This is a genomic window from Buttiauxella noackiae, from assembly GCF_000737905.1.
GTDB lineage: Bacteria > Pseudomonadota > Gammaproteobacteria > Enterobacterales > Enterobacteriaceae > Buttiauxella > Buttiauxella noackiae.
Genome location: NZ_JPRU01000002.1, coordinates 618094 through 642624 on the forward strand (window position 1 = coordinate 618094; position 24531 = coordinate 642624).

Consider the following 24531-nt stretch of genomic DNA (forward strand, 5'->3'; position numbering starts at 1 on the left):
TGTCTGTCGTAAGTGGAAATTGTCTCTATGTTGCTACAGAGCCCTTAATGTTTCAACGAGTAGAAGATCTTTTCTGCCAACGCTTGCGAGATACCTGGCACTTTTGCAATTTCTTCTACGGATGCATTCTTTAATGGTTGCAATCCCCCCATATATTTCAACAACATCTGGCGACGCTTTGGCCCAACGCCTTCGATTGTCTCCAGGGCGCTGGTATTTTTCACTTTTGCCCGTTTTTTACGGTGCCCGGAAATGGCATGGTCGTGCGATTCATCACGGATATGCTGGATAACATGCAAAGCAGGAGAATCTGGCGGTAGTGAGAAGCCTTCCCCTTCAGGTTCGAAGAACAACGTCTCAAGCCCGGCTTTGCGGTCCACGCCTTTTGCCACGCCAAGCAACAGGGGATGATTTTTATCCCACTCAACATCAAGTTCTGCGAAGACGGTTTTTGCCTGGCCGAGCTGCCCTTTGCCACCGTCAATCAGGATAACGTCCGGGATTTTACTTTCGTCGATAGTTTTACCGTAACGACGACGCAGTACCTGATTCATCGCGGCATAATCATCGCCAGGTGTAATACCTTCGATGTTGTAGCGGCGATATTCCGCACGTAACGGGCCGTTGGCATCAAAGACCACACAGGAAGCCACTGTCTGCTCACCCATGGTGTGACTAATGTCAAAACACTCCATTCTTTTAATTTCTGGCAATTCCAGCACATTGGCTAATGCCGCCAGACGCTGATGGATGGTCGACTGCTGCGCCAGACGTGTCACCAGTGCGGTGGCCGCATTGGTCCGCGCGAGTTTAAGGTAACGTGCACGATCCCCTCGCGGTTTGGTTTGCACGTTGATACGCCGCCCAGCAAGCTCCGTCAGAGAGTCTGACAACAGATTTTTATCCGGCAAATTGAAATCGAGCAGAATCTCAGAAGGTAAGGTGCGCATCTGGCTGCCCTGCAAATAGAACTGGCCAACAAATGTTTCCACCACTTCTGACAGTTCCGTGCCATTTGGTACTTTCGGGAAGTAACTGCGGCTGCCCAACACTTTACCCTGGCGGATAAACAGCACGTGCACACACGCCATACCCGAATCAAACGACACACCGATCACATCCAAATCATCACCGGTATTAGAGACAAACTGTTTCTCAGTCACACGGCGGACTGCCTGAATCTGGTCACGGATTCGCGCAGCGGCTTCAAACTCCAGGTTTTTACTCGCCTCTTCCATTCTGGCGATCAACTGGTTCAGAACCTGATCGTCTTTTCCTGACAGGAACAAGCGCACATATTCCACCTGCTGGGCGTAATCCTCTTCACTGACCAAACCTGCAACACACGGGCCAAGACAACGCCCGATCTGATATTGCAAACAAGGACGAGAGCGATTGCGATAGACATTGTTTTCGCACTGACGAATCGGGAAGATTTTTTGTAATAGCGCCAGCGTTTCGCGTACTGCGTAGCCGTTCGGGAATGGCCCGAAATATTCCCCCTTCGCATGTTTCGCCCCACGATGCATAGCAAGTCGCGGGTGTGTATCACCGCTAAGGAAAATGAAAGGATAGGATTTGTCATCGCGCAGCAGCACGTTATAGCGTGGCTGATAAAGCTTGATGTAGTTATGCTCAAGCAGTAGCGCTTCTGTCTCGGTATGGGTTACCGTCACGTCGATATGCTGGATTAGTGCAACCAGAGCTTCCGTTTTACAGCTGGCAAGATTGCTCCTGAAGTAGCTCGACAGGCGTTTTTTCAGATCTTTGGCTTTACCAACGTAAATAACCGTCTCACTGGCGTCATACATCCGATAGACGCCAGGTTGGCTGGTTACTGTCTTGAGAAAAGCTCGTGGGTCAAAGATTTCACTCACTACTGATTAACGTCTCCGCACTAAATAAACCATGACGAATGGCCAGGTGTGTCAGCTCAACATCGCCACTGATATTCAGTTTACTAAACATGCGGTAACGGTAACTATTGACCGTTTTCGGGCTTAGACTAAGCTGTTCAGAGATCTCATTGACCTTCTGGCCTTTGGTGATCATCAGCATAATCTGTAATTCTCGCTCAGACAAACTGGCAAACGGTGTGTCCGTTTTTTCCGGTTCGATCTGGCTTAATGCCATCTGCTGGGCGATGTCTGATGCGATGTAACGCTGACCCGCGTTTACTGAGCGAATCGCATTAACCACATCCTGCGGTGCTGCACCTTTACTTAAATAACCCGCCGCACCGGCCTGCATGACTTTCGCCGGCAGTGGATTTTCAGTGTGAATCGTCAGCATAATCACTTTGATATCCGTTGAATATCGCGCGATTTTGCGTGTTGCTTCAAGGCCACCAATGCCTGGCATGTTCATATCCATCAGGACAACATCAACCGGATGGCTACGGCACCATTTTACGGCATCCTCACCGCAATTTGCTTCACCTGATATCTTGATCCCTTTGATATCTTCAAGAATGCGTCGTATCCCTGCGCGCACCAGTTCGTGGTCATCAACAAGAAGTACGTTGATCAAAGGGGACTCTCCAGAAAAGGAATTACGCTACTAAAAATTATCACGCTATATTAACGGGTTTTCCGGTAACTTTAAAATGCAAAAACAGATTTTCAGAGTTTCCACTGTTTTTGGAAATTTAATTGTACAGTGGAAACTGCACAAGCAATTTGATTAATTTATGGCTTTAAATAATAAAAATGCCTTTCACATTAAAAAAAACGATAATTCATTAATATCAGACGTATTAAATAATGCTTACACACCCCAACATTTAACCGTAAACAAACACAATCAAAACAATTTAACAGCATTGTACAGATAACAACCTGGATGTTTAGCGTAAGCACTAATAAAATGGTTTACGATTGTGCTATACTCCGCCGCCTTACGAAACCGTTACACAAAACAACGGTGTACCAACCAAGACCGAGGAACACAAATGAGCACTCCTGATTTTTCCACCGCAGACAACAGTAGTGAACTGGCTATTGAAGTTACCTGCCTGAAAGCTATGCTGACTCAGATGCTGAAAGCCATGGGCCAAGCCGATGCAGGCAAGGTTATCATCAAAATGGAAAAGCAAATTGCTCAGATGGACGACTCGGCGCACGCAGAAGTCTTTGGTAATACTGTTAAGCAAATTAAACAGGCTTACCGTCAGTAATCGTTAAACGGCGGCTGGATGAGGAATATGTCTCCAGCCGTTTCGTTGAAGAGTCATCGAATTAACTCTCCTTTCAAATTATTCCTATCGCTGCCGCATAACAGGCAATTTGCGTTTTATTTGGCGCATTAAATTTCTTCTGCATATTTTTCTGATGAAAATTGACGGTATTTTCTGATATCGACAAAATAATAGCGATTTCAGCTGATGTTTTTCCTTCACCCGTCCACTGCAATATTTCCCGCTCACGCTTGCTGAGTTTTAATGTCAGCGCATCCATAGATGGATCGTTGAGACGCGTTAACGTCATCAGGCTCAATTCACCTAAATACTGCAGGCGCAACTGAAGCTCATCGCTGGGTAATATTTTCCCTTTTCCCTGAGTACGTGAAACAGAGTAAAAACCCATTGCCCGATTAGGTGCCATGACACACTGGCTAATGCCGCGGCGCAGGCCGTGATCCCTTGCAGCATCCCAGAACTGTGGGGTATCACTAAAAAGCTCGTCATTCCACGGCAAATGGCCGCGCATGAAATTTTCCGGGCGAAGCACAGGGTCAATCGTGAAGTAGTTCTCCGCATGATAGTGATCGAGCCAGCTTTGCGGATAGGACGATCTTAAAGAGGTTTTAGGACGGGTAAATGGCACCGGGTGACGTATACATAGCGAGTAATAGTCAAACTCCAACAGCTCAGTTTGCTGATGCAGAATCTTCGTTATTTCATCAGCCTGAGTGACAGACTGGAAGATATTAAGCGCATCCAGACGCCAGTTAAAAAAGTTACGATCATCCATTATATCTGGCGAAACTCCTGACATTGAATTCATTTTCAAATGTAATGCCTAACGCTATCACATTTGTCATCTTTATTTATATGATTTAACAGCCACAACAGCTGAATATTGAGAATCAATACTCAATAGTTATATTTTTATTTATAACGCTTATTAATTACAGGGTTAATCCACCATAAATAACGGCCCCAATTGGAGCCGTTCAAGCTATTGCGTCAAAAACTTCTCAAGAAATTGCTGGGTACGCGCCTGTTTAGGATTAGCAAACAATTCACGAGCCGGCCCCTGTTCCACAATACGCCCCTGGTCCATGAAAATAGCACGGTCAGCAACATCGCGGGCGAAGCTCATTTCATGAGTCACAATCACCATGGTGCGTTTTTCCAGCGCTAACTGGCGGATTGTGCTCAACACTTCCCCCACCAGCTCAGGATCGAGTGCTGAGGTTGGCTCATCAAACAGAATGACTTCCGGGCGCATGGCCAATGCGCGAGCTATCGCCACACGCTGCTGCTGGCCACCTGAAAGACGGCGCGGGTAACTGGTTTCTTTACCGCTCAACCCCACTTTCGCCAGCAGCTCACGCGCGCGTGCTATTGCCTCTTCCTTCGGCTCACCTTTAACAATCACCGGCCCCTCAATGATATTTTCAATAACCGTACGGTGCGGGAAAAGGTTGAAACTTTGGAATACAAAACCAACATGTTGGCGCAGCTCACGCACTTTATTCTTTTGCTTACTCAGCGAAAGCGCTGCATCAATGGAGATATCTCCAACCCTGATGGTTCCCGCCTCCGGCTGTTCCAACAAGTTAATGCAACGTAATAGCGTGGTTTTGCCTGAGCCGCTTGGACCAATAATGGCGACCACTTCCCCTGCTTTTACTTCCAGATCGATGCCATGCAGCACGGTCTGCCCGTGGAACTTCTTGATCAGTTGTTTTACGTCGATGGCACTCATTTTGGATCCCTGTCCTGGCGATTAAGTTGATTTTCAAAGTAGTTCTGCAACGAAGAAAGCACCGTTGCCATCACCCAGTAAATCAAGGAAGCCGCGAGATACATGGTAAACACCTCAAGCGTGCGAGAAGTAATAAGCTGAGCCTGGCGAAACAACTCAGGAACCTGAATCGTTGCCGCAAGCGAGGTGTCTTTCACCAGACTGATAAAGCTATTGCTCAGTGGAGGTAATGCCACACGCGCGGCCTGCGGTAAAATCGCCCGGCGCAAAGTTTGCCACGGCGTCATACCAATACTTGCCGCCGCTTCCCACTGCCCTTTATCAATCGACGAAATTGCAGCACGCAGTGTTTCCGATGCATATGCCGCCATATTCAACGACAAACCAATCATTGCAGCCGGAATAGGATCAAGCTCAATGCCAAACTGCGGCAGACCGTAATAGATCATAAACAGCTGTGCGATTAACGGCGTGCCACGAAAAATCGACACATAGAAACGCGAGAGCAGTGAAAACGGCCAAAATCGTGATAAGCGCATCAGCGCCAGTAAAAAACCGAGAATCAACCCAAAGAACATGCCGCCGATGCTGAGTTGCAGCGTAAAGACAGCCCCTTTGAGCAGAAAAGGTGCCGAGTCCAGCACCAGTTGAATACTTTCTTGCATACTTAAATTACACCCTGTCTGTCTTTTTTATTCTTGCGCTATACGGTTGCGGATATGGCTACACTAACCCACGCTACATAATCTCTTTAAACATGCGGATGGTAAGCGAACAGTGCTGGCGCCCCACCGGTGTGAATAAAGATTATCGGCCCTTCGTCTTTAAAACGCTTTTGTGCCACGCCATCAATCAAACCAGCCATCGCTTTACCGGTGTAAACCGGGTCAAGCAAAATCCCTTCAAGACGCGCCAGTAACTTAATGGCTTCCAGCCCTTCTTCATTAGGCTTGCCATAACCCGGTGCAAAATAATCATCCCACAGAGTAATCGGCTTATTGGCGCTGACACTCAGCGATTGCGCCACAGCCTGCTGTAAAGCTTCCACTTTTGGAAGCTGCTGAGCAATTGAACGCGAAACGGTGACACCGATTAAGTCGACATCTGGCATAAGCTGTTCAAGCCCTACCGCAAGCCCTGCATGAGTCCCGGCACTACCGGACGCAACAACAACAGACGAGACGTTAACAGCACCTTCACACTGCTGGGCGATTTCCAGCGCACTTTCCACATAACCCAGAGCCCCCAGTGCATTAGAGCCCCCTACCGGAATCACATACGGGCGAAAACCTTGTGCTTCAAGGCGCTCAGCAACTTCTTCAAGTTGTTGATCAGGCGAATGCAGCGCATCACACATTTCGATTTCGACATCAAACAAGTCGAGCATCAAACGGTTGCCATTGGTGAGATAATTTTCTGCCTGCGTGCCAATCGGGTTTTCCAACAACGCGACACATTTAAGGCCAAGTTTTGCAGCAACCGCAGCAGTTTGGCGAACGTGATTAGACTGAATCGCCCCTGCGGTGACCAGAACGTCAGCCCCTTCACGTAGCGCATCGGCTGCCAGAAACTCAAGTTTACGCAGCTTATTGCCCCCCATCGCCATGGGTGTTGTATCGTCACGTTTGATGTAGATTTCACGACCAAGGTAGTCAGAAAAACGCGGCAGATATTCGAGTGGCGTCGGGGCGCCGATAAACTCCAGACGCGGAAAGCGCGTCAGATTGTGCAGTGACATGAGCAACTCCATTACACTTTGAATAAAATCCAGATTTATTCATTATGCACCAGCCGGGCAAAATGCCGACAAATACAAATAAAAAAGGCGGATGTCGCTTACGCTAATCCGCCCTACAGGTATCGGGTTACTTACTTAGTAACGTCAGCACCAAACCATTTTTCAGAAAGCTTGGCCAGAGAGCCATCTTTCTGCATTTCAGCGATACCTTTGTTGATCGCTTCAACCAGGTCTTCATTGCCTTTACGCACCGCAACGCCCGCTTCCTGACGAGAGAATGGAGCACCCGCTACAGCCAGGGTATCTTTAGTTTTCTTCACCAGATCCAGCGCCGCCAGGCGGTCAACCAGAATGGCATCAATACGGCCTACGCGTAAATCCTGATATTTAGTTGGGTCATCATCATAAGTGCGGATATCCACGCCCTGTACATTGGCACGCAACCACTCTTCGTAGTTTGTCCCGAGGCCCACACCCACTTTCTTGCCTTTCAGGGAATCAGGCCCGGTAATGCTGCCTTCATTGCCTTTTTTCACCAGCGCCTGAATACCGGAAACAGTATATGGCGTTGAGAAATCATATTTTTGCTTACGCACATCGGAAATTGTGACCTGATTAATCACCACATCGATGCGTTTGGAGTCCAGTGACGCCAGCATGCCGTCCCATTTCGTCGGCTTAAGCGCGGCTTTTACGCCCAGGTGCTGTGCCAGTTGTTCTGCAAATTCAACTTCAAAACCGGTCAGTTTTCCATCATCACCCTGGAAGCTAAACGGAGGGTAGGTTCCTTCCAGACCAACCAGCAACGTGCCGCGTTCTTTGACTTTATTGAGTAAGTTTTCCGCCGCAAACGTCTGCACACTCGCGCCAGCTACCATTGCCACAGCCAGCACGCCCATCAGCGCCTGACGCCCCACCATTGCTAGTTTCATAGATACCCCGAATGTCGATAATTTGATGTAGTGTAACCACTTAATATAATGAATCAAAACCACTACGTTACAACTTATGCCATTTTAATATATACCCTAATCTTTCAAGTTGCAGGTGTGTTGGCTGCTCTCGCTTGCCGCCTTCCTGCATCCTGAGATCTTATGGGTAAATATCAGAAGTTGATTTATTTTCCTGGAAATGGGCACGGGTAGTTTGGTTCAGGGTCTGGAACTGCCCGTACTTGCGCAGTGCAATACGGTAATTATTGGTGCTGGTTGGCGGTAACCACTCTTCCAGGGAATCGTCGAAGAAAGCGTTAGCTGAAGTGGGAGAAGGGATATTTTGTTCAGCAAAATGATTCCCCAGACGACGCAGGCGCACCACATATTCGCGGATGGTGCCGTGGCTCATCTCCGTTTGCTCGAACAGGTATTCTTTAAAGCCAATGATATCGAAATAGTGCTGCTGCTCTTTGCAGTACAAATCACCGCAAAAACGGCACAGAGCCGCCCATGACAGGCGTTCAGCCTGCCAGCCATTATCATCTATTAAAGTATCAAGTTGGGCGATGGCGGTTTTGCTGACAATTTCCCCCTTACGCGTAAGCGTAATTCTGTCGAGCAATTTTGCGCACTGCGCACAATGAGTTTGTGTGTGTTTAAAGTCTTTCAAATAACGGCTTAATGGCCGTTTTTTTAATTGCTGCACCGTCATTATGTAATCCCGATTATCTCGCCAGATACCCAACTAATTCGAGTCGCATCGCGCGGCAAGAGAACAAGTCCCGATACGCTTACATCAGTAAGTTATTCGGGCGCGTGAACGCTGCCAACAAAGATGAAACCTGAAGTATGACGGGCATTTACAACTTACCGAGCTTCGTGCGTAAACGTTTAATCGCCTGGCTGTGCAACTGACTCACGCGCGACTCCCCCACTTCCAGCACCGCGCCAATCTCTTTCAGATTCAGCTCTTCCTGGTAGTAAAGAGTCAACACCAGCTTTTCACGTTCAGGTAACGCTTCAATTGCGCCCATCACACGCTCACGCAAATTCCCTTCCAACAGTTGTTGAAGCGGGTTCGCCTGCTGATGCTCTTCAGTAATCAGTTCAATACTATCGCCATGCTCTTCACGCCACTCATCGTAAGAAAAGAGTTGGCTGTTATTGGTGTCGAGCAACATCTGACGGTATTCGTTGAGCGGGATATCCAACCGGTCGGCCACTTCAGTTTCGGTGGCGTTACGGCCCAGCTCTTGCTCCAGTTGACCAATTGCCTGCGCAACGCCGCGGGCATTACGCCTGACGCTGCGGGGCACCCAATCACGGCTGCGCAACTCATCAAGCATCGCCCCACGGATGCGCTGCACCGCGTAGGTAGTAAATGCCGTTCCTTGCAGGGCATCATAACGGTCCACTGCGTTTAACAACCCGATGCCGCCCGCCTGTAGCAGGTCGTCAAGCTCCACACTCGCGGGCAGGCGTACCTGCAGGCGCAATGCTTCGTGACGCACCAGCGGTACATAACGCTGCCACAGCGAGTGTTTATCCATCACACCTTCAGCGGTATACAGTGAATTCACGATAAACAGCCCTGCGTTAGTTGAGTTATCGGCATGATTATCCGTTTCTGGAGGGGTTTTAATCGCAAGAATAGTGGGTGAAATGAGGGGTTATTTGGGGGTTATGGGTAACAAGCATAAAGAAAAAACCCCGCAAGCGCGGGGTTTGGGTCAGGTTTGCGTGAATTAACGCAGCAGAGACAGAACGCCCTGCGGAACCTGGTTTGCCTGTGCCAGAACAGAAGTACCCGCCTGCTGCAGGATCTGCGCACGAGACATGTTGGAAACTTCAGTCGCGTAGTCAGCATCTTCGATACGGCTACGAGCAGAGGTCAGGTTGTTCAGGGTGTTACCCAGGTTAGTGATGGTAGAGTCGAAACGGTTCTGTACCGCACCCAGGTCTGAGCGCAGTGCGTCGACTTTAGCCAAGGCTGCGTCAAGTGCTTTCAGTGGATCCGCTGTTTTATCCGAAGCGGTTTGAGCATTAGCACTAATTTTGCCATCGGCATCTTTGTATGCTGCTTTACCTGAACCATTGGTAATAGAACCGTCATCCTGAACGTAGTAAGTAGCTACATTACTGTCAACCAATTCGCTTTTATCATTTTTATAGATAGCTGCGCCTGCACCAGCAGTAGTACCAGCCTTGACAACGCCATTAGTATCAACGTTATAGCCGGTACCAACTGTTGTAGTAAATGCTTTACCTTTTAAAGCATTTGTCATTGTTTCCGGGCTAAGTTGAGCGTTAGCAACATCAATTTTGCCTGCAGTACCACCAGCCAAAGTCAGTGTTGTGTTTGTTCCAGTAATTGCGACTGTAGCCGGAACCGCAGTACCAGCACCATTTGTCTGGAGTGCAGACAGAGAGGCGCTAATAGTAGTACCAGCAGCTTTTGTTTTGGTTAAGTTACCAGTTGGGTCGATAAACAGTGCTGCGTTATCATCAGCTGCTGTCATTGAACCATCTTTGGCAATTAATACATCTTGTGTACTACCTCCAATGCTTACTGTAGCTTTTGTAACATCTCCAGCCTTTGGATTCAGATAGCTAACAACATCCGCAGCATCCAAACCATTTGCCGTAAACTCATAAGATTTACTTGTTGAGTTATAGGTATAAGTAGTGCTTGCTGGTGTTGACTGAAGCCCATTATCAATGGTAGCAGTAACTGCTTTACCACCAGAAATACCAGCCAGCACATCACTTGATGTAGCGGCAGCGTAACCAGCTGAACCAGTATATGTTTTACCAGCATCAGCAGTTTGGAAGCCTGCTGCCGCCAAGTCGGTTGTTTTAGCCAGGGTATTAGCCACACCACCTTTACCATTCACATTAAAGCCATTCAGGCCCAGAGTGCTGGAAGTAATTTCTTTCAGATCGATAGTGATGGTTTCGCCATCGTTCGCACCAACCTGAATTTTCATAGAGCTGTCGCCAGCCAGAACTTTCACACCGTTGAACTGGGTTTGACCAGATACACGGTCAATCTCGCTCAAACGCTGGGTGATTTCATTCTGGATGGAATCCAAGTCAGACGTAGAGTTAGTGCCGTTAGTTGCCTGAACAGACAGCTCACGCACACGCTGCAAGTTGTTGTTGATTTCAGACAGTGCGCCTTCAGTAGTTTGAGCGATAGAAATACCGTCGTTGGCGTTACGAGAAGCCTGAGTCAGACCTTTGATGTTTGCAGTAAAGCGGTTAGCAATTGCCTGGCCCGCTGCATCGTCTTTGGCGCTGTTAATACGCAGACCAGAAGACAGACGCTCAATAGCAGTGCCCAGAGAAGACTGAGATTTGTTCAGGTTGTTTTGGGTCAACAGCGACAGGCTGTTAGTGTTGATAACTTGTGCCATGATTTTATCCTTATCAATTCACATTTTGTGGTTGGGCTGTTGCCCACGGTTTCTCACCGTCTACCCATGTATCGGCACACTAATTTCGAACTTTAGAATAATTTCACTTTTTCTCTAGCCGCCGAAATAACCCGCAACGACTTCATTATTCCCGCCATTAAATACCGACAAATATCATTAAACTTTGCCGCTAAAGTGCCGATATCAACGTGAATAATTGTTAGTAATAAAAAAAGGGATTAATTAATGGCTAGCGTTTCTTCATTAGGCATCGGCTCCAATCTGCCGTTGAATACACTGTTAGATAACCTTACTGTCGCAGAAAAAGGCCGATTAACACCGATTACTGCTCAGCAGTCCAGCTATAGCTCAAAATTGACGGCCTATGGCACACTCAAAAGCGCGATCGAAAAATTCCAGACTGCGAATACCGCACTTAATGACGCTACCCTTTTTAAAAGCAGCACCGCCACCAGCAGCAATACAGATTTAGTTGTAAGCACCGGTGCGGGAGCCGCAGCAGGTAAATACACCATCAGTGTGACTCAACTGGCGCAGGCACAGTCTCTGGCAACTGGCGGAATTGCTAGTGCAACTGACAAGCAGAGCACTGTTTCATCTACCGACCGCACGCTAATCATTAACCAGACAGGCCGTAAAGAGCCGCTGGAAATCAAACTCAGCGATGATCAAACGTCACTGAATGGTATTCGTGATGCAATTAACGCCGCCGATGGTGGTGTTTCTGCAAGCGTCATTAAGAATAAAAGTGGTGAATTCCAGTTAGTTATCTCTTCAGCCGAAACAGGTGAAGATAAAGCCATGACAATTAGCGTCACAGGCGACAGTGAACTCAACGATCTGCTGGGTTATGATTCAAAGACTAAAACGGGCCAGTTAACTCAAACTATTGCTCCTCAAAATGCCCTATTAACCATCAACAATATCGAAGTAGAAAGCGGTAGTAACACCGTTAAAGATACTCCCGAAGGTGTCACGTTAACGCTGAATAAAGAAGTGACTAACGCAACGGTTACCGTCACTAAAAGCAATGATAAAGCAACCGCCGCCATCAAAGGGTGGGTTGATGCCTATAACTCCATGCTGGACACCTTTAGTTCTCTGACCAAGTACAGCGCGGTGGAAGCTGGTGCAGACCAAAGCACGGGCAACGGTGTACTGCTTGGCGACAGCGTGGTACGTACCATTCAGACGGGTATTCGTGGTCAATTCACAACTGGCGATACCGGCTCTAAATTCAGTACCCTTTCCCAAATCGGCATTGCTCAAGACCCAACTACAGGCAAGTTAAAGATCGATGATGATAAATTAACCAAAGCTCTTACAACTAACTCAGTAGACACCCAAAATCTTCTCGTCGGCGACGGCAAAACCACTGGCATCACTACTACTACTGCCAATCTGGTGAAAGACTATCTGGCAACCGATGGCATTATCGACAGCGCCACCACCAGTATCAACGCCACGCTAAAAAGCCTCACCAAACAGTATCTTGCCGTTAGTTCCAGCATCGACGACACCATCGCCCGATACAAAGCTCAGTTTACGCAGCTCGATACCATGATGAGCAAGCTGAACAACACCAGTACGTATCTGACTCAACAATTCTCATCCAGTAGTTCCTGATAACAAGGGGTAATTATGTACAGCGCGCGGGGTACACAAGCATATGCTCAGATTGGTGTGGAAAGCGCCGTCATGAGCGCGAGTCCTCATCAATTGATTGTTTTGCTTTTTGATGGAGCATTAAGCGCCCTGGTCAGAGCTCGCTTGTTTATGCAGCAAGGAGAGCTGGCCGCGAAAGGGGAAGCACTAAGCAAGGCTATCAATATTATCGATAACGGCTTGAAAGCAGGGTTAGATAATGAAAAAGGTGGCGAAATCGCAGCGAATTTATCGTCTCTGTATGACTATATGATTCGCCGCCTGATGCTGGCCAATCTGCGAAATGATGTTGAAGTAATAGAAGAAGTTGAAGGGCTGCTCACCAATATTGCCGATGCCTGGAAACAGATCTCACCTCTGAATGCTGCGCGGGAGCCTGCCTAATGTCGCCGTATGTAGAATTGATCAGCCGCTGGCAGAACGTTGTGCTGTTAAGCCAGTCGTTGCTGGAACTGGCACAGCGTGGCGAGTGGGATCTATTGCTGGAACAAGAAGTCGCGTACCTGCAAGGCATTGAAACGCTCAATGCCAATCCGATTCCACCGGGGACGGCGAAAAGCGTGCAGGATATGTTGCAGCAAAATCTTGAGCAAATTCTGGCTAACGAGCAGGCGCTTAAAAATCTTTTACAGCAGCGCCTGGACGAACTTAGTGCGTTAATCGGCCAGTCATCACGCCAGCAAACGCTTAACCACACGTATGGAAGGTTATCAGGCCAGTTACTGGTGCCTGATGCACCACAATAATTTTCATTCGTTCAGTCATTCCCTCATAAGTTCAAAAATCTTCCATACTCCAGAGGTCAGCTAAATGACTCCTGGAGCGTGGACTCGATGAAAAACCCAACCTTATTGCAATTTTTCCATTGGTATTACCCCGGTGGGGGTCAGTTGTGGGCAGAAGTCGCCGAACGCGCGGCAACGCTCAATGATATCGGCGTCAATATGGTCTGGCTGCCTCCGGCTTATAAGGGCAGTTCCGGCGGCTACTCGGTGGGTTATGACTGTTACGATCTTTTTGATCTCGGCGAATTTGACCAAAAAGGATCGGTGGCGACCAAATACGGCGATAAAGCGCAATTACTGGCAGCAATAAAAGCGCTCAAAGAAAACGATATTGCTGTTCTGCTTGATGTGGTGGTGAACCACAAAATGGGCGCTGATGAAAAAGAGCAGATTCGTGTTAATCGCGTTAACGAAGAAAACCGTAATGAGATAGACGATGAAGTTATCGAATGCGAAGCCTGGACGCGTTACACCTTCCCTGCCCGCGCCGGTCAATACTCGCAATTTATCTGGGATTACAAATGCTTTAGTGGCGTTGACCACATCGAAAACCCGAATGAAGACGGTATTTTCAAGATAGTTAACGATTACACCGGCGAAGGCTGGAACGACCAGGTTGATGATGAGTTGGGTAATTTCGACTATTTAATGGGCGAGAATATCGACTTTCGCAATCACGCCGTCACAGAAGAGTTGAAATACTGGGCGCGCTGGGTCATGGAAGAAACCGGTTGTAACGGCTTCCGCCTCGATGCGGTCAAACACATTCCGGCCTGGTTCTACAAAGAGTGGATTGAGCATGTTCAGGAAGTGGCTGAACAACCGCTGTTTATTGTTGCTGAATACTGGTCACATGAGGTTGATAAACTTCAGGAATATATCGCGCAGGTTGATGGCAAAACGATGCTGTTTGATGCGCCGCTGCAAATGAAATTCCACCAGGCGTCAAAACAAGGTCGTGATTACGACATGAGCCAGATTTTTACCGGCACGCTGGTTGAAGCTGACCCCTTCCACGCGGTAACACTCGTTGCCAATCACGATACGCAACCGTTGCAATCACTTGAAGCACCTGTTGAGCCCTGGTTTAAACCATTAGCTTATGCGCTGATTTTGCTGCGCGAAAACGGTGTGCCAAGTGTGTTTTATCCCGATTTATTTGGGGCAAGTTATGACGATGAGGGTGGCGATGGCGAAACTTACCATATCGACATGCCGATAATTGAGCAGCTCGATGATTTAATTCATGCCCGTGAGCGCTTCGCCCACGGTGTGCAAACGCTCTGGTTTGATCACCCGAATTGCATTGCCTTTAGCCGCAGCGGCACCGATGAAAATCCCGGCTGCGTTGTGGTGTTATCAAATGGCGATGAAGGTGAGAAAAACATCACGCTTGGCGATAATTATGGCGGCAAAAACTGGCGGGACTATCTGGGTAACCGTGAAGAAACCGTCACCACCGATGAAAAAGGTAATGCGACCTTTTCCTGCAATGGCGGAAGCGTCAGCGTGTGGGTACTGGAAGAGGTGTTATAGATTGGCTTAAACTTCCCTCTCCTTTCAAGGAGAGGGAATCATCACTTACGGTAATTTGCTATCGAGCGGGTTCTTCTGCAAATAATCAGCGCATTCTTGAGTCGGACGATCAACACGTTTCAGCGTCATACCGGCATATTCCAGCGTATCGCCTTCACGCTCAACGCTATAAACATCGCGTTTGTTCGTCACGTTATACCAGTCATCTGAACGCACTGTCAGTTTACCCGGCAGAGCAAGCACGCGCTGCCACTGGCGGCAATCCAGCGTATCCCCTTCCGGCGTGACCACAAGAGTCGCGATCGCTTCCGGGCTTACCATCTCACTTTGCGGGCCTTGCGACTGCCAGTAACCAGCAAGTCCTGCAGGCGCTGGGGTTTTAACCACTTCGCGGTAATTATCAACCTGCACACAGCCGCTCAACGCCAGCAACACTGTCAATAATGCAATCTTCTTCATCATCTATCCCGACTGCGGAGAAAAAATAATTTTCGCATTAAAGCACTTGGCCCGCCAGTGTTTCAGCGACTTACCGAAAAACAGCGCGTGATGATTATCGGCTACTCAACGCCAGTTTTGTCGCAAACAGCATAAACACGCCGCCAGTGGCACGGTCCATCCATTTCACGATAGCGGGGATCTTAAGCAGGTCTGAGGCATAACGCGTTGCCATAATTAATGTTAATGACCAAAGCGTGCCTAAAACAACATGAATAGAGACCAACAAGAATGTCCAGATGATAGGTGAATGCCCTGCAGGTATAAATTGAGGCAAGAATGAAACGTAGAATATACCGATCTTAGGGTTTAATACGTTTCCGAGCATCCCTCTTAAAAACCAATTACTTGAGGAAGGTCTTTCACGCTGATTGGTATCAAATGTTTGGCGAGGTCTGAGAAGGAGCTGTATCCCCAGCCAGAACAGATACGCAGCGCCACACCACTTGAGAATATCGTAAGCCAGCTCAGACGCGGCAAGTAGCGCCCCCAGGCCAAAAGCAACTATAGCGCCCCAGATAAAACAACCGGTATCGATACCTAGTGCAGCCTGAAAAGCCTTTTTACCGCCTTCGACGGTAGCCGTCCGCAGGATGAGTGCGGTATCAAGACCAGGAGTCAGCGTTAAGAGAAGTGCAGCAATAGAGAAAGCAAGAAGTGAATCCGCGACAGACATTTTCTATCTCCGAAAGAGCGGATGTTACTGAAAAGTTAACACTCGCACAATTGAAACCTATTCAACTCATAGCGACTTTTTATGATTATTCTCGCCTTCGCCGCTCTGGTGTACTCCCCCGCCAGAGCAAATCTTTTACCAGACTCAATGGCGAGTTGCAGATTATGAATTAAGATTATTCTTATAAATCTTCAATGGAATATCGCCATGCGTGATTTCTTTTCCACATTAAAATATGACTTAAAAATCAACACAGCCAAATCCAAACTCATTATTTTAATTTTCCGATTGGCCACTATTCACGCCAAAACAAAAGCGCTTTACCCGCTTTCGCTGATGTTTGTGATACTCAACAGGGTTATTAATGAAGGTCTGTTTGGGGTTGAGCTCTCTTACCATTTAAAAATTGGCAAAGGTTTTAAAATCTGGCATGGCAACTCCATGATTATCAACAGAAGTTGTGTGATTGGGGAAGGATTTACCATCAGGCAGTTTTGCACCCTTGGTAGCAATAAAAATGGTGTCGACATCAAATTTAAAGTGGGGAACAACGTCAATATGGGCGCCCATTCCTGCATCATTGGCGACGATATAGAAATTGGCGACAACGTGACTATTGGCGTAGGCACACTGGTTTTAAAAAGTGTCCCGTCGAATAGCACGGTCATTTCCAGCAATAAAATGGTTATTATAGAAAAGTCTGAAACGTTAACGGTTTAACTAAACAGGGCAATACCCAGTAAAACGAATAATTGATGGCAGGTTAAATAGAAAAGGCCGACAAGTGTCAGCCTTTGGAATAATCCTGGTTACTTCTGAACTTCTATACATTTTCCTGCAGATGGGGCCTGGACAGTACCGTAACTTCTATCAGAAATTCCCTTCATCACCTCTTTTAAGGTGAGTTCGCACACCTCCATGCTCGGCATGGGAGTCACGTTCCATGACACATTACTCGTATAACCTGACGCCAGAAGCATAAAATAATAAACAGTTGCCACTATACCCCCTATAAACTATTGCGGATTATGTAAATGGAACTAAGAAGCAGCAAGCTATTTATTACATTTGAGTAATTTTTAAGAAATTAATGACAAAAAAATTAAGATTATCGTGGGTGAGTAAAGATAAAAATTAACAAAACCACAAACTTTTCGCAGCAACACTTCTACATAGAGCGTGGTTTATTGACACACGCTTGTCGTTTTTTAGTGATAGAACTATGTTTTTATATTTTATATATCAAATAGATCAAGCAACTACACCTGCATGTTCATTACTTCCTGGTAGGCCGACACCATCTTGTTACGTACCTGAATCCCCATCTGTAACGAAACTGACGATTTTTGCAGATCGACCATCACATCATTTAGTGCAACACCAGGTGTTCCCAGAGCAAATTTTTCAGCCTGGTTACGCGCAGCGGTTTGTGTTTCGCTGATTCGACCAAGAGCTGCCTGCAACTCACCGGCAAAACTTACTTTAGGCTCGTTATTTTGAACCGGATTTCCCGCCGACAGCGCGGTCGCATGCAACTGCGTGAGAACGCCTTCAATGCCCTGAATTGCCATTTTTCTGCCCCAGTGATTTTTAACGCGGCAAGATTACCACCTTGTCAATAGGACAAAGGCGGTAATTAGCGTCAATAAATAGAGCTAATTCAGCCATCGAAACTTTTGAGAAAGAAAATAATGACGGTGCCATCTATCGTGGAACTTTTGTTGTGGGAGCTCGTTTTGTTCACTCTTTATAGTAAAAATGATGTCTATGTTCAGCTGCGAGGTGCTCAATGACCGCAGCGAGCCAGGCACAAACGTCACAAAACAAACCCCAGGAATGGCTGACCCGCGTTCGCGCGAATCCTAAAATCCCACTGATGGTCGCAGGTGCGGCAGCGATCGCCGTTATTATCGCGCTGGTACTGTGGGCCAAAACACCTGATTACAAAGTGCTTTACAGCAACCTGGCAGATCAGGACGGTGGTGCCATCGTCACGCAACTCACCCAAATGAATGTGCCTTACCGCTTCTCCGATAACGGTAGCGCCATTGAAGTTCCAGCCGATAAAGTCTATGACCTGCGTCTGCGCCTCGCCCAACAAGGGTTGCCTAAAGGTGGCGCAGTCGGGTTTGAGCTGCTGGACCAGGAAAAATTTGGTATTAGCCAATTTAGCGAGCAAATAAACTACCAGCGTGCGCTGGAAGGTGAACTGGCGCGTACGATCGAAACACTTGGCCCGGTGAAAAATGCGCGTGTGCATCTTGCCATGCCAAAACCCTCTCTTTTTGTCCGCGAGCAAAAATCCCCTTCTGCTTCCGTAACGCTCAGCCTCGAACCAGGCCGCGCTTTAGATGAAGGACAAATCAGCGCGGTGGTCCATATGGTTTCCAGCGCGGTAGCAGGGCTGCCGCCAGGCAATGTAACGCTTGTTGATCAAGGTGGGCATCTGCTCACGCAGTCCAATACCGCAGGCCGCGATTTAAACGATGCCCAGTTGAAATATGCGATGGATGTTGAAAGCCGCTTCCAGCGCCGTATCGAATCAATCCTTGCACCTATCGTGGGTAGCGGGAATGTCCATGCTCAGGTCACAGCCCAGATAGATTTTGCCAATAAAGAAAAAACCGAAGAGCAATATCGCCCGAACAGCGATCCTTCTCAGGCCGCCGTGCGTTCACGCCAGCTAAACCAAAGTGAGCAGGTTAATGGCCGTAACCCAGGTGGTGTCCCGGGTGCTCTTTCAAACCAACCGGCGCCGCCGAACAATGCCCCTATTGCTACTGCGCCACAAAACAATGCGGCAAATGCACCTCAACAAAATCAAACGACGTCGATGGGTGGTTCTACCCCAACCGGCTCAAGCAATACTCAGCGCGACGAAACGACTAACTACGAAGTTGACCGCACTATTTTGCATACCAAACTGAACACCGGTGATATTCAGCGCCTGTCTGTCGCAGTCGTCGTGAATTATCGCCAGCTAACCGATGGCAAACCGTTGCCGTTAACCGCTGAGCAGATGAAGCAAATTGAGAACCTGACGCGTGAAGCGATGGGCTATTCCGACACACGTGGCGATACGCTCAACGTAGTGAACTCACCATTTAGTGCAACAGAAGAAACCAGCCTTGAGCTGCCGTTCTGGAAGCAACAAGCCTTCTTCGAAATGCTGATGTCCGCAGGCCGTTGGTTGGTCGTTCTGATTGTTGCCTGGTTGTTGTGGTGCAAACTGGTGCGCCCACTTATTCAACGTAAGGTTGAGGTGCAACAAACACAGGTGGAAGCACAGCGCCAGCGTGCCGAAGAGGAGGATGCAGTTTCTGTGCGTCTGACGAAAGACGAACAGCAGCAGCAACGTAAAGCGAATCAGCGCCTCAGTGCTGAGGTCATGAGCCAACGTATTCGCGAGATGTCTGATAACGATCCGCGCGTCGTTGCGCTGGTTATACGCCAATGGATGAGTAACGAACTATGAGTATTAGCGGAACAGAGAAGAGCGCCATTCTGTTGATGACCATTGGTGAAGACCGTGCGGCGGAGGTGTTCAAACACCTTAGCCCGCGTGAAGTCCAGCATCTTAGTTCGGCCATGGCCAGCATTCGCCAGATTTCTAACAAACAGCTAACCGAAGTGTTAGCTGAGTTCGAGCAAGAAGCTGAGCAATACGCAGCGCTGTCGATAAACGCCAACGACTACCTGCGTTCTGTGCTGATCAAAGCGTTGGGTGAAGAGCGTGCTTCCAGCCTGCTGGAGGATATTCTGGAAACGCGCGAAACCACCTCAGGCATGGAAACGCTCAACTTTATGGAACCGCAGAGTGCCGCCGACCTTATCCGCGACGAGCACCCACAGATCATCGCCACGATTCTGGTTCACCTCAAACGTGCCCAGGCTGCCGATATTCTGGCGCTGTTCGACGAACGTCTACGCCACGATGTGATGCTGCGTATCGCTACCTTCGGCGGTGTACAACCAGCGGCGCTGGCAGAGCTGACCGAAGTGCTTAACAACCTGCTCGATGGCCAGAACCTTAAACGCAGCAAAATGGGCGGCGTGAGAACGGCAGCAGAAATTATCAACCTGATGAAAACTCAGCAGGAAGAAGCGGTTATCTCCGCTGTACGCGACTTCGACGGAGAGCTGGCACAGAAAATCATCGACGAAATGTTCCTCTTCGAAAACCTGGTCGAAGTGGACGATCGCAGCATCCAGCGCCTGTTGCAGGAAGTAGAGTCCGAATCGCTGCTTGTCGCGCTCAAAGGTGCCGAGCAACCGCTGCGCGAGAAATTCCTGCGCAACATGTCGCAACGTGCGGCAGATATTCTGCGCGACGACCTCGCAAACCGTGGCCCGGTACGTCTCTCGCAGGTGGAAAACGAACAGAAAGCCATTCTGCTTATTGTTCGTCGCCTGGCAGAAACCGGCGAGATGGTGATTGGCACCAGCGAGGATACCTATGTCTAACTCGCTGTCATGGAAAATCTGGACACCAGACGACCTGGCTCCACCTTCGCAAGCCTTCGAGCCGATGTTCCAGTCGCAATCTGATGGCGATGAGCCTGAACAGGTTCAGGAAAGCGTGCCTGATTTACAGCAACAACTTGCTCAAATGCAGATGCAGGCTCATGAACAAGGCCATCAACTCGGCTATGCCGAAGGCCAAAAAATGGGCATGGAAGAAGGCCGTAAAACGGGTTTTCAGCAAGGGCTGGAGCAAGGTCTTGCTGAGGCTAAGCAGCAACAAGCCCCTGTACATGCGCGAATGCAGCAACTGGTTAGCGAGTTCCAGTACACACTTGACGCGCTCGACAGCGTTATCGCTTCACGTTTGATGCAGATGGCACTGGAAGCGGCTCGCCAGGTTATCGGCGAAACCAAAGGCATTGATAACAATGCGTTGATTAAGCAGATTCAGTCGCTATTGCAGCAAGAGCCACTGTTTAGCGGTAAACCGCAGTTGCGCGTTCACCCCGACGATTTAACCCGCGTTGAAGAGATGCTGGGGGCCACACTCAGCCTACATGGCTGGCGCTTACGGGGTGATCCAGGTCTTCATCAGGGCGGTTGCAAAGTCTCCGCTGATGAAGGCGACCTTGATGCCAGTGTTGCAACGCGTTGGCAAGAACTCTGCCGACTTGCAGCCCCTGGAGTGTTGTGATGACTGCGCGTCTGACTCGCTGGCTCAACTCGCTCGATTCTTTTGAGGCAAAAATGTCTCAACTGCCGACCGTGCGTCGTTATGGTCGTTTGACTCGCGCAACCGGTCTGGTACTGGAAGCCACTGGCCTGCAATTACCGCTTGGCGCGACCTGCATCATCGAGCAGCACTCCAGAGATATCGAGTGTGAGGTCGTCGGTTTTAACGGCCAAAGACTGTTCCTGATGCCGCTTGAGGAAGTAGAAGGCATTCTGCCCGGTGCGCGTGTTTATGCTCGCGCCACCAGCGAAGGTGGCCTGCATAGTGGCAAACAACTGCCCCTCGGCCCGGCACTTCTGGGCCGTGTTCTTGATGGCAGTGGTCGCCCACTCGACAGCCTTCCGGCACCGGAAACAACCACGCTTGGTGCATTGGGGGCCGCCCCGTTCAACCCTTTACAACGAACCCCTATCGAACACGTGCTTGATGTTGGCGTGCGCCCTATCAACGCGCTGCTAACCGTGGGTCGCGGCCAGCGTATGGGTCTGTTTGCCGGTTCTGGCGTGGGTAAAAGTGTGCTGCTTGGCATGATGGCGCGTTATACCCAGGCCGATGTGATTGTCGTGGGGTTAATCGGCGAACGTGGGCGTGAAGTTAAAGACTTTATTGAAAACATTCTTGGCCCGGAAGGACGCGCCCGCTCAGTGGTTATTGCTGCTCCTGCGGATGTTTCGCCACTGCTGCGTATGCAGGGTGCCGCTTATGCCACGCGTATCGCCGAAGATTTCCGCGACCGTGGCCAGCATGTGTTGTTGATTATGGACTCCCTCACCCGTTATGCGATGGCGCAGCGTGAAATTGCACTGGCGATTGGCGAGCCACCAGCAACCAAAGGTTATCCACCTTCGGTGTTCGCAAAGCTGCCTGCGCTGGTTGAGCGTGCGGGTAACGGTATTTCTGGCGGTGGCTCTATTACCGCGTTTTATACCGTTTTGACCGAGGGTGACGATCAACAAGATCCGATTGCCGATTCCGCGCGCGCCATTCTTGATGGCCACATTGTTTTATCGCGCCGTCTGGCGGAAGGCGGTCATTACCCGGCAATCGATATTGAAGCGTCTATCAGCCGTGCCATGACGTCGTTAATTACCGATCAGCACTACGCACGCGTACGCCATTTCAAACAACTGTTATCCAGCTTCCAGCGCAACCGCGATTTGGTGAGCGTTGGTGCATATGCCAAAGGCAGTGATCCGCAGCTCGATAAAGCAATTTTGCTGTGGCCACAACTGGAAGCCTTTTTACAACAAGGGATTTTTGAGCGCAGCGGCTGGGAAGAAGCTTGCCAGTCACTGGAGATTATTTTTCCAACGGTTTGATAACCCATCGTAGGTCGGATAAGCGTCAGCTTTATCCGACACAAGCTTGACGAGAGGTAACAATGAACCAAAGCACAGCACTGGATACCCTGCGCGACCTGGCAGAAAAAGAGGTCGAGGACGCAGCAGTACGCTTAGGGGAAATGCGCCGCGGCTGCCAGGCGGCAGAAGAACAGCTCAACATGCTGATTAACTATCAATTTGAATATAGCTCCAGCCTCAACGACAGCATGAGTCAGGGCATTGCCAGTAACCGCTGGCAGAATTATCAGCAATTTATACAAACACTTGAAAAAGCAATCGATCAACATCGCCAACAGTTGATGCAGTGGAACGGAAAGGTCAATCAGGCGCTGAATGTATGGCAAGAGAAGCAGAAAAGATTGCAGGCATGGAGCACGTTACAACAGCGCAAAGCAGCGCAAGTACTGCTGGCTGAGAACAAGCTCGATCAAAAACTGATGGATGAATACGCCCAGCGGGCAACACTGAGGAAAGCAGAATGATTATGCAGCCCCTGATTATAACTTCCCCCGATGTCGCAAGTACTACGTCTGCTCCGGGTAGTGTCGTTGCTGGCGATAAAGGCTTCAGTGAGGATTTCCTGAGCCTGTTGAGTCAAGCGCTGCCAGGCGAGGTTACTCTGGTAGATGGGAAAACTGTTTCTCTGGAAGCCGCTTTGGGTAAAACAGCGGGCAAAGACGCACCTGCTATTGCTGTTGATGCCGCTGATGAAAAAACCACCCTTGCCGCGCTGTTAAATAACCTCGATACCCCACAGGCTTTGTCTGCCCTGCTCTCTAACGTTAAGAAAAGCAGCAACGATGAAAAAACGGCCCAGGTCGATGCACAACATGAGCAAACGCATACGCTCAGTAATGCTGATATGCAGGCATTAAGCGCGCTGTTTGCCATGTTGCCGCAGCAAGTACCGGTCGCCAACGCACTCAATCCTCAGCCAGATGCTGAAAGCAGCGCGGCGGTTAGCCTGAATACTTTGCTTTCCGGTAGTGGCATAAAAAATACGCCGGCGGTTAATGCACGAACCAACAGCACCATTGCGACAGATAACGCAGTAGCACTCGATAGCACTACCGCAGCGGCAAAAAATGCACCAGCCACAACCGACTCACCGGTTGAAGCAAAAACTTTCACCATAAGTAGCACTGAAAATAGCAACCGTGATGCCGCTGCGAACAACACCAGTACGGCTTCCGCACTCACCACGCCAACTTTCAGTACCGCAACGGTAGCTACACCTGCCTCGGCGCAAATTGCTGTGCCAGTTGCCCCACAAATTAGCGCCCAACTGGGCAGTCAGGAGTGGCAGCAGGCTGTCAGCCAGCACATCACCCTATTCACTCGTCAGGGCCAGCAAAGTGCCGAGCTTCGTCTGCATCCGGAAGATTTAGGGCAGATTCAAATCAGCATGAAGCTTGATGACAACCAGGCACAGTTGCAGATGGTTTCTGCCCACAGCCACGTTCGCGCAGCACTTGAAGCGACATTGCCAAACTTGCGTATTGCGCTGGCAGAAAGTGGCATCCAGCTTGGGCAAAGCAGCATAAGTAGCGAAAGTTCTGCCGGGCAACAGCAACAGCAATCAGGCCAACAACAGCAACAAGCATCACGCTCGGGCGGTACTTTCCCGTCAATGGGAGATGCTGATTCGCTGGTTGTTCCTGCCAGCGTACAACGTTTAGCGTCGGGAAATAACGCGGTGGATATTTTCGCCTGAGCCACGTTCCCTAAGCTAAACGTCAGAGGTAACAACAAATATCACCTGTTTTCGGGCCTTTGAACGCCCGACGACA

The 24531-nt window shown here is 49.1% G+C and carries 25 protein-coding genes; 12 read left to right on the forward strand and 13 right to left on the reverse strand.

All coding sequences use genetic code 11. The annotated features are described in order from the left end of the window. Positions 1-44 precede the first annotated feature (44 nt). Together uvrC and uvrY are read right to left on the reverse strand one after the other, a co-directional pair. On the reverse strand, positions 45-1877 hold the full coding sequence (gene uvrC / locus IX31_RS11290; RefSeq protein ID WP_034458169.1) for an excinuclease ABC subunit UvrC: 1833 nt from the start codon (positions 1875-1877) through the stop codon (positions 45-47). Beyond that, positions 1870-2529, reverse strand: coding sequence for a UvrY/SirA/GacA family response regulator transcription factor (uvrY, locus tag IX31_RS11295; RefSeq protein WP_034458171.1), 660 nt, complete (start codon positions 2527-2529; stop codon positions 1870-1872). The genes uvrC and uvrY overlap by 8 nt, the downstream gene beginning before the upstream one ends. A gap of 421 nt (positions 2530-2950) precedes the next feature. Between uvrY and IX31_RS11300 the strand changes: the two genes are divergently transcribed. After that, the gene (locus IX31_RS11300; protein WP_034458173.1) at positions 2951-3175 is read left to right on the forward strand and encodes a DUF2594 family protein; all 225 of its coding nucleotides are present in this window, start codon (positions 2951-2953) and stop codon (positions 3173-3175) included. A gap of 73 nt (positions 3176-3248) precedes the next feature. On the opposite strand, the gene sdiA is transcribed toward IX31_RS11300, so the two are convergent. The 8 genes from sdiA to IX31_RS11340 all read right to left on the reverse strand — a co-directional run bounded on the left by sdiA (position 3249) and on the right by IX31_RS11340 (position 11020). Then, positions 3249-3971 carry a quorum-sensing transcriptional regulator SdiA gene (gene sdiA, locus IX31_RS11305; protein ID WP_034458175.1) on the reverse strand — a complete coding sequence of 241 codons (723 nt, stop codon included), beginning with the start codon at positions 3969-3971 and terminating at the stop codon, positions 3249-3251. Positions 3972-4178: 207 nt separating this feature from the next. Next, positions 4179-4931 carry an L-cystine ABC transporter ATP-binding protein TcyN gene (gene tcyN, locus IX31_RS11310; RefSeq protein WP_034458177.1) on the reverse strand — a complete coding sequence of 251 codons (753 nt, stop codon included), beginning with the start codon at positions 4929-4931 and terminating at the stop codon, positions 4179-4181. Continuing rightward, positions 4928-5596, reverse strand: a complete 669-nt coding sequence (gene tcyL, locus IX31_RS11315) for a cystine ABC transporter permease (RefSeq protein ID WP_034458179.1) — start codon at positions 5594-5596, stop codon at positions 4928-4930. Before tcyL ends, tcyN begins: the two co-directional genes overlap by 4 nt. An 86-nt stretch (positions 5597-5682) precedes the next feature. Then, on the reverse strand, positions 5683-6669 hold the full coding sequence (gene dcyD, locus IX31_RS11320) for a D-cysteine desulfhydrase (protein ID WP_034458181.1): 987 nt from the start codon (positions 6667-6669) through the stop codon (positions 5683-5685). A 131-nt stretch (positions 6670-6800) separates the two neighbouring features. After that, positions 6801-7601: a cystine ABC transporter substrate-binding protein gene (gene tcyJ / locus IX31_RS11325; RefSeq protein ID WP_034458183.1), complete on the reverse strand. Its 801-nt coding sequence runs from the start codon at positions 7599-7601 to the stop codon at positions 6801-6803. 160 nt (positions 7602-7761) lie between these two features. After that, entirely contained in the window at positions 7762-8316 is a 555-nt protein-coding gene (gene fliZ, locus IX31_RS11330) for a flagella biosynthesis regulatory protein FliZ (protein ID WP_034458185.1), read from the reverse strand. Positions 8317-8464: 148 nt separating this feature from the next. Beyond that, positions 8465-9184 (reverse strand): RNA polymerase sigma factor FliA, encoded by a 720-nt coding sequence (locus IX31_RS11335; RefSeq protein ID WP_034458187.1) that lies wholly within the window; start codon positions 9182-9184, stop codon positions 8465-8467. Positions 9185-9349: 165 nt separating this feature from the next. Beyond that, positions 9350-11020: a FliC/FljB family flagellin gene (locus IX31_RS11340; RefSeq protein WP_034458189.1), complete on the reverse strand. Its 1671-nt coding sequence runs from the start codon at positions 11018-11020 to the stop codon at positions 9350-9352. Positions 11021-11266: 246 nt separating this feature from the next. On the opposite strand from IX31_RS11340, the gene fliD reads away from it, so the two are divergent. The 4 genes from fliD (at position 11267) to amyA (ending at position 15027) form a co-directional block, all read left to right on the forward strand. Further along, a complete protein-coding gene (gene fliD, locus IX31_RS11345) occupies positions 11267-12667 on the forward strand; it encodes a flagellar filament capping protein FliD (protein WP_034458191.1) in 1401 nt (466 codons plus the stop codon). A gap of 15 nt (positions 12668-12682) precedes the next feature. Beyond that, a complete protein-coding gene (gene fliS / locus IX31_RS11350; RefSeq protein ID WP_034458194.1) occupies positions 12683-13090 on the forward strand; it encodes a flagellar export chaperone FliS in 408 nt (135 codons plus the stop codon). Then, positions 13090-13452, forward strand: a complete 363-nt coding sequence (fliT, locus tag IX31_RS11355; protein ID WP_034458196.1) for a flagella biosynthesis regulatory protein FliT — start codon at positions 13090-13092, stop codon at positions 13450-13452. Before fliS ends, fliT begins: the two co-directional genes overlap by 1 nt. Positions 13453-13539: 87 nt before the next feature. After that, positions 13540-15027, forward strand: coding sequence for an alpha-amylase (gene amyA / locus IX31_RS11360; protein WP_034458197.1), 1488 nt, complete (start codon positions 13540-13542; stop codon positions 15025-15027). A 45-nt stretch (positions 15028-15072) separates the two neighbouring features. Here amyA and yedD read toward each other — a convergent pair whose 3' ends face one another. Next, on the reverse strand, positions 15073-15486 hold the full coding sequence (gene yedD / locus IX31_RS11365; protein ID WP_034458199.1) for a lipoprotein YedD: 414 nt from the start codon (positions 15484-15486) through the stop codon (positions 15073-15075). Between the two features lie 94 nt (positions 15487-15580). Further along, positions 15581-16201, reverse strand: a complete 621-nt coding sequence (locus IX31_RS11370; RefSeq protein WP_034458201.1) for a LysE family translocator — start codon at positions 16199-16201, stop codon at positions 15581-15583. A 207-nt stretch (positions 16202-16408) separates the two neighbouring features. Between IX31_RS11370 and IX31_RS11375 the strand changes: the two genes are divergently transcribed. Continuing rightward, positions 16409-16921 carry an LbetaH domain-containing protein gene (locus IX31_RS11375; RefSeq protein ID WP_051880679.1) on the forward strand — a complete coding sequence of 171 codons (513 nt, stop codon included), beginning with the start codon at positions 16409-16411 and terminating at the stop codon, positions 16919-16921. 539 nt (positions 16922-17460) lie between these two features. On the opposite strand, the gene fliE is transcribed toward IX31_RS11375, so the two are convergent. Next, positions 17461-17772, reverse strand: coding sequence for a flagellar hook-basal body complex protein FliE (gene fliE, locus IX31_RS11380; protein WP_034458203.1), 312 nt, complete (start codon positions 17770-17772; stop codon positions 17461-17463). Between the two features lie 218 nt (positions 17773-17990). Between fliE and fliF the strand changes: the two genes are divergently transcribed. The 6 genes from fliF to IX31_RS11410 all read left to right on the forward strand — a co-directional run bounded on the left by fliF (position 17991) and on the right by IX31_RS11410 (position 24455). Then, positions 17991-19676 carry a flagellar basal-body MS-ring/collar protein FliF gene (gene fliF, locus IX31_RS11385; RefSeq protein WP_034458205.1) on the forward strand — a complete coding sequence of 562 codons (1686 nt, stop codon included), beginning with the start codon at positions 17991-17993 and terminating at the stop codon, positions 19674-19676. Further along, positions 19673-20665: a flagellar motor switch protein FliG gene (fliG, locus tag IX31_RS11390; RefSeq protein WP_034458207.1), complete on the forward strand. Its 993-nt coding sequence runs from the start codon at positions 19673-19675 to the stop codon at positions 20663-20665. The genes fliF and fliG overlap by 4 nt, the downstream gene beginning before the upstream one ends. Continuing rightward, complete coding sequence (fliH, locus tag IX31_RS11395) at positions 20658-21359, forward strand: flagellar assembly protein FliH (protein ID WP_034458209.1); 702 nt, start codon at positions 20658-20660, stop codon at positions 21357-21359. The genes fliG and fliH overlap by 8 nt, the downstream gene beginning before the upstream one ends. Continuing rightward, on the forward strand, positions 21359-22717 hold the full coding sequence (gene fliI, locus IX31_RS11400; RefSeq protein ID WP_034458211.1) for a flagellar protein export ATPase FliI: 1359 nt from the start codon (positions 21359-21361) through the stop codon (positions 22715-22717). The genes fliH and fliI overlap by 1 nt, the downstream gene beginning before the upstream one ends. Before the next feature lie 62 nt (positions 22718-22779). Next, positions 22780-23223 (forward strand): flagellar export protein FliJ, encoded by a 444-nt coding sequence (gene fliJ / locus IX31_RS11405; protein WP_034458213.1) that lies wholly within the window; start codon positions 22780-22782, stop codon positions 23221-23223. After that, positions 23220-24455 carry a flagellar hook-length control protein FliK gene (locus tag IX31_RS11410; protein WP_034458215.1) on the forward strand — a complete coding sequence of 412 codons (1236 nt, stop codon included), beginning with the start codon at positions 23220-23222 and terminating at the stop codon, positions 24453-24455. Before fliJ ends, IX31_RS11410 begins: the two co-directional genes overlap by 4 nt. The last annotated feature ends 76 nt before the right edge of the window (positions 24456-24531 follow it).

Bases quoted from the DNA above. Each gene is read 5' to 3' on its own strand.
- fliT (WP_034458196.1), top strand. From the start codon at position 13,090: ATGTCGCCGTATGTAGAATTGATCAGCCGCTGGCAGAACGTTGTGCTG.
- fliH (WP_034458209.1), top strand. From the start codon at position 20,658: ATGTCTAACTCGCTGTCATGGAAAATCTGGACACCAGACGACCTGGCT.
- sdiA (WP_034458175.1), bottom strand. From the start codon at position 3,971: ATGGATGATCGTAACTTTTTTAACTGGCGTCTGGATGCGCTTAATATC.
- fliD (WP_034458191.1), top strand. From the start codon at position 11,267: ATGGCTAGCGTTTCTTCATTAGGCATCGGCTCCAATCTGCCGTTGAAT.
- IX31_RS11340 (WP_034458189.1), bottom strand. From the start codon at position 11,020: ATGGCACAAGTTATCAACACTAACAGCCTGTCGCTGTTGACCCAAAAC.
- fliS (WP_034458194.1), top strand. From the start codon at position 12,683: ATGTACAGCGCGCGGGGTACACAAGCATATGCTCAGATTGGTGTGGAA.
- IX31_RS11370 (WP_034458201.1), bottom strand. From the start codon at position 16,201: ATGTCTGTCGCGGATTCACTTCTTGCTTTCTCTATTGCTGCACTTCTC.
- yedD (WP_034458199.1), bottom strand. From the start codon at position 15,486: ATGAAGAAGATTGCATTATTGACAGTGTTGCTGGCGTTGAGCGGCTGT.
- tcyL (WP_034458179.1), bottom strand. From the start codon at position 5,596: ATGCAAGAAAGTATTCAACTGGTGCTGGACTCGGCACCTTTTCTGCTC.
- fliG (WP_034458207.1), top strand. From the start codon at position 19,673: ATGAGTATTAGCGGAACAGAGAAGAGCGCCATTCTGTTGATGACCATT.
- tcyJ (WP_034458183.1), bottom strand. From the start codon at position 7,601: ATGAAACTAGCAATGGTGGGGCGTCAGGCGCTGATGGGCGTGCTGGCT.
- IX31_RS11375 (WP_051880679.1), top strand. From the start codon at position 16,409: ATGCGTGATTTCTTTTCCACATTAAAATATGACTTAAAAATCAACACA.
- fliJ (WP_034458213.1), top strand. From the start codon at position 22,780: ATGAACCAAAGCACAGCACTGGATACCCTGCGCGACCTGGCAGAAAAA.
- IX31_RS11300 (WP_034458173.1), top strand. From the start codon at position 2,951: ATGAGCACTCCTGATTTTTCCACCGCAGACAACAGTAGTGAACTGGCT.
- tcyN (WP_034458177.1), bottom strand. From the start codon at position 4,931: ATGAGTGCCATCGACGTAAAACAACTGATCAAGAAGTTCCACGGGCAG.
- fliE (WP_034458203.1), bottom strand. From the start codon at position 17,772: ATGGCAATTCAGGGCATTGAAGGCGTTCTCACGCAGTTGCATGCGACC.
- dcyD (WP_034458181.1), bottom strand. From the start codon at position 6,669: ATGTCACTGCACAATCTGACGCGCTTTCCGCGTCTGGAGTTTATCGGC.
- amyA (WP_034458197.1), top strand. From the start codon at position 13,540: ATGAAAAACCCAACCTTATTGCAATTTTTCCATTGGTATTACCCCGGT.
- IX31_RS11410 (WP_034458215.1), top strand. From the start codon at position 23,220: ATGATTATGCAGCCCCTGATTATAACTTCCCCCGATGTCGCAAGTACT.
- fliZ (WP_034458185.1), bottom strand. From the start codon at position 8,316: ATGACGGTGCAGCAATTAAAAAAACGGCCATTAAGCCGTTATTTGAAA.
- fliI (WP_034458211.1), top strand. From the start codon at position 21,359: ATGACTGCGCGTCTGACTCGCTGGCTCAACTCGCTCGATTCTTTTGAG.
- fliF (WP_034458205.1), top strand. From the start codon at position 17,991: ATGACCGCAGCGAGCCAGGCACAAACGTCACAAAACAAACCCCAGGAA.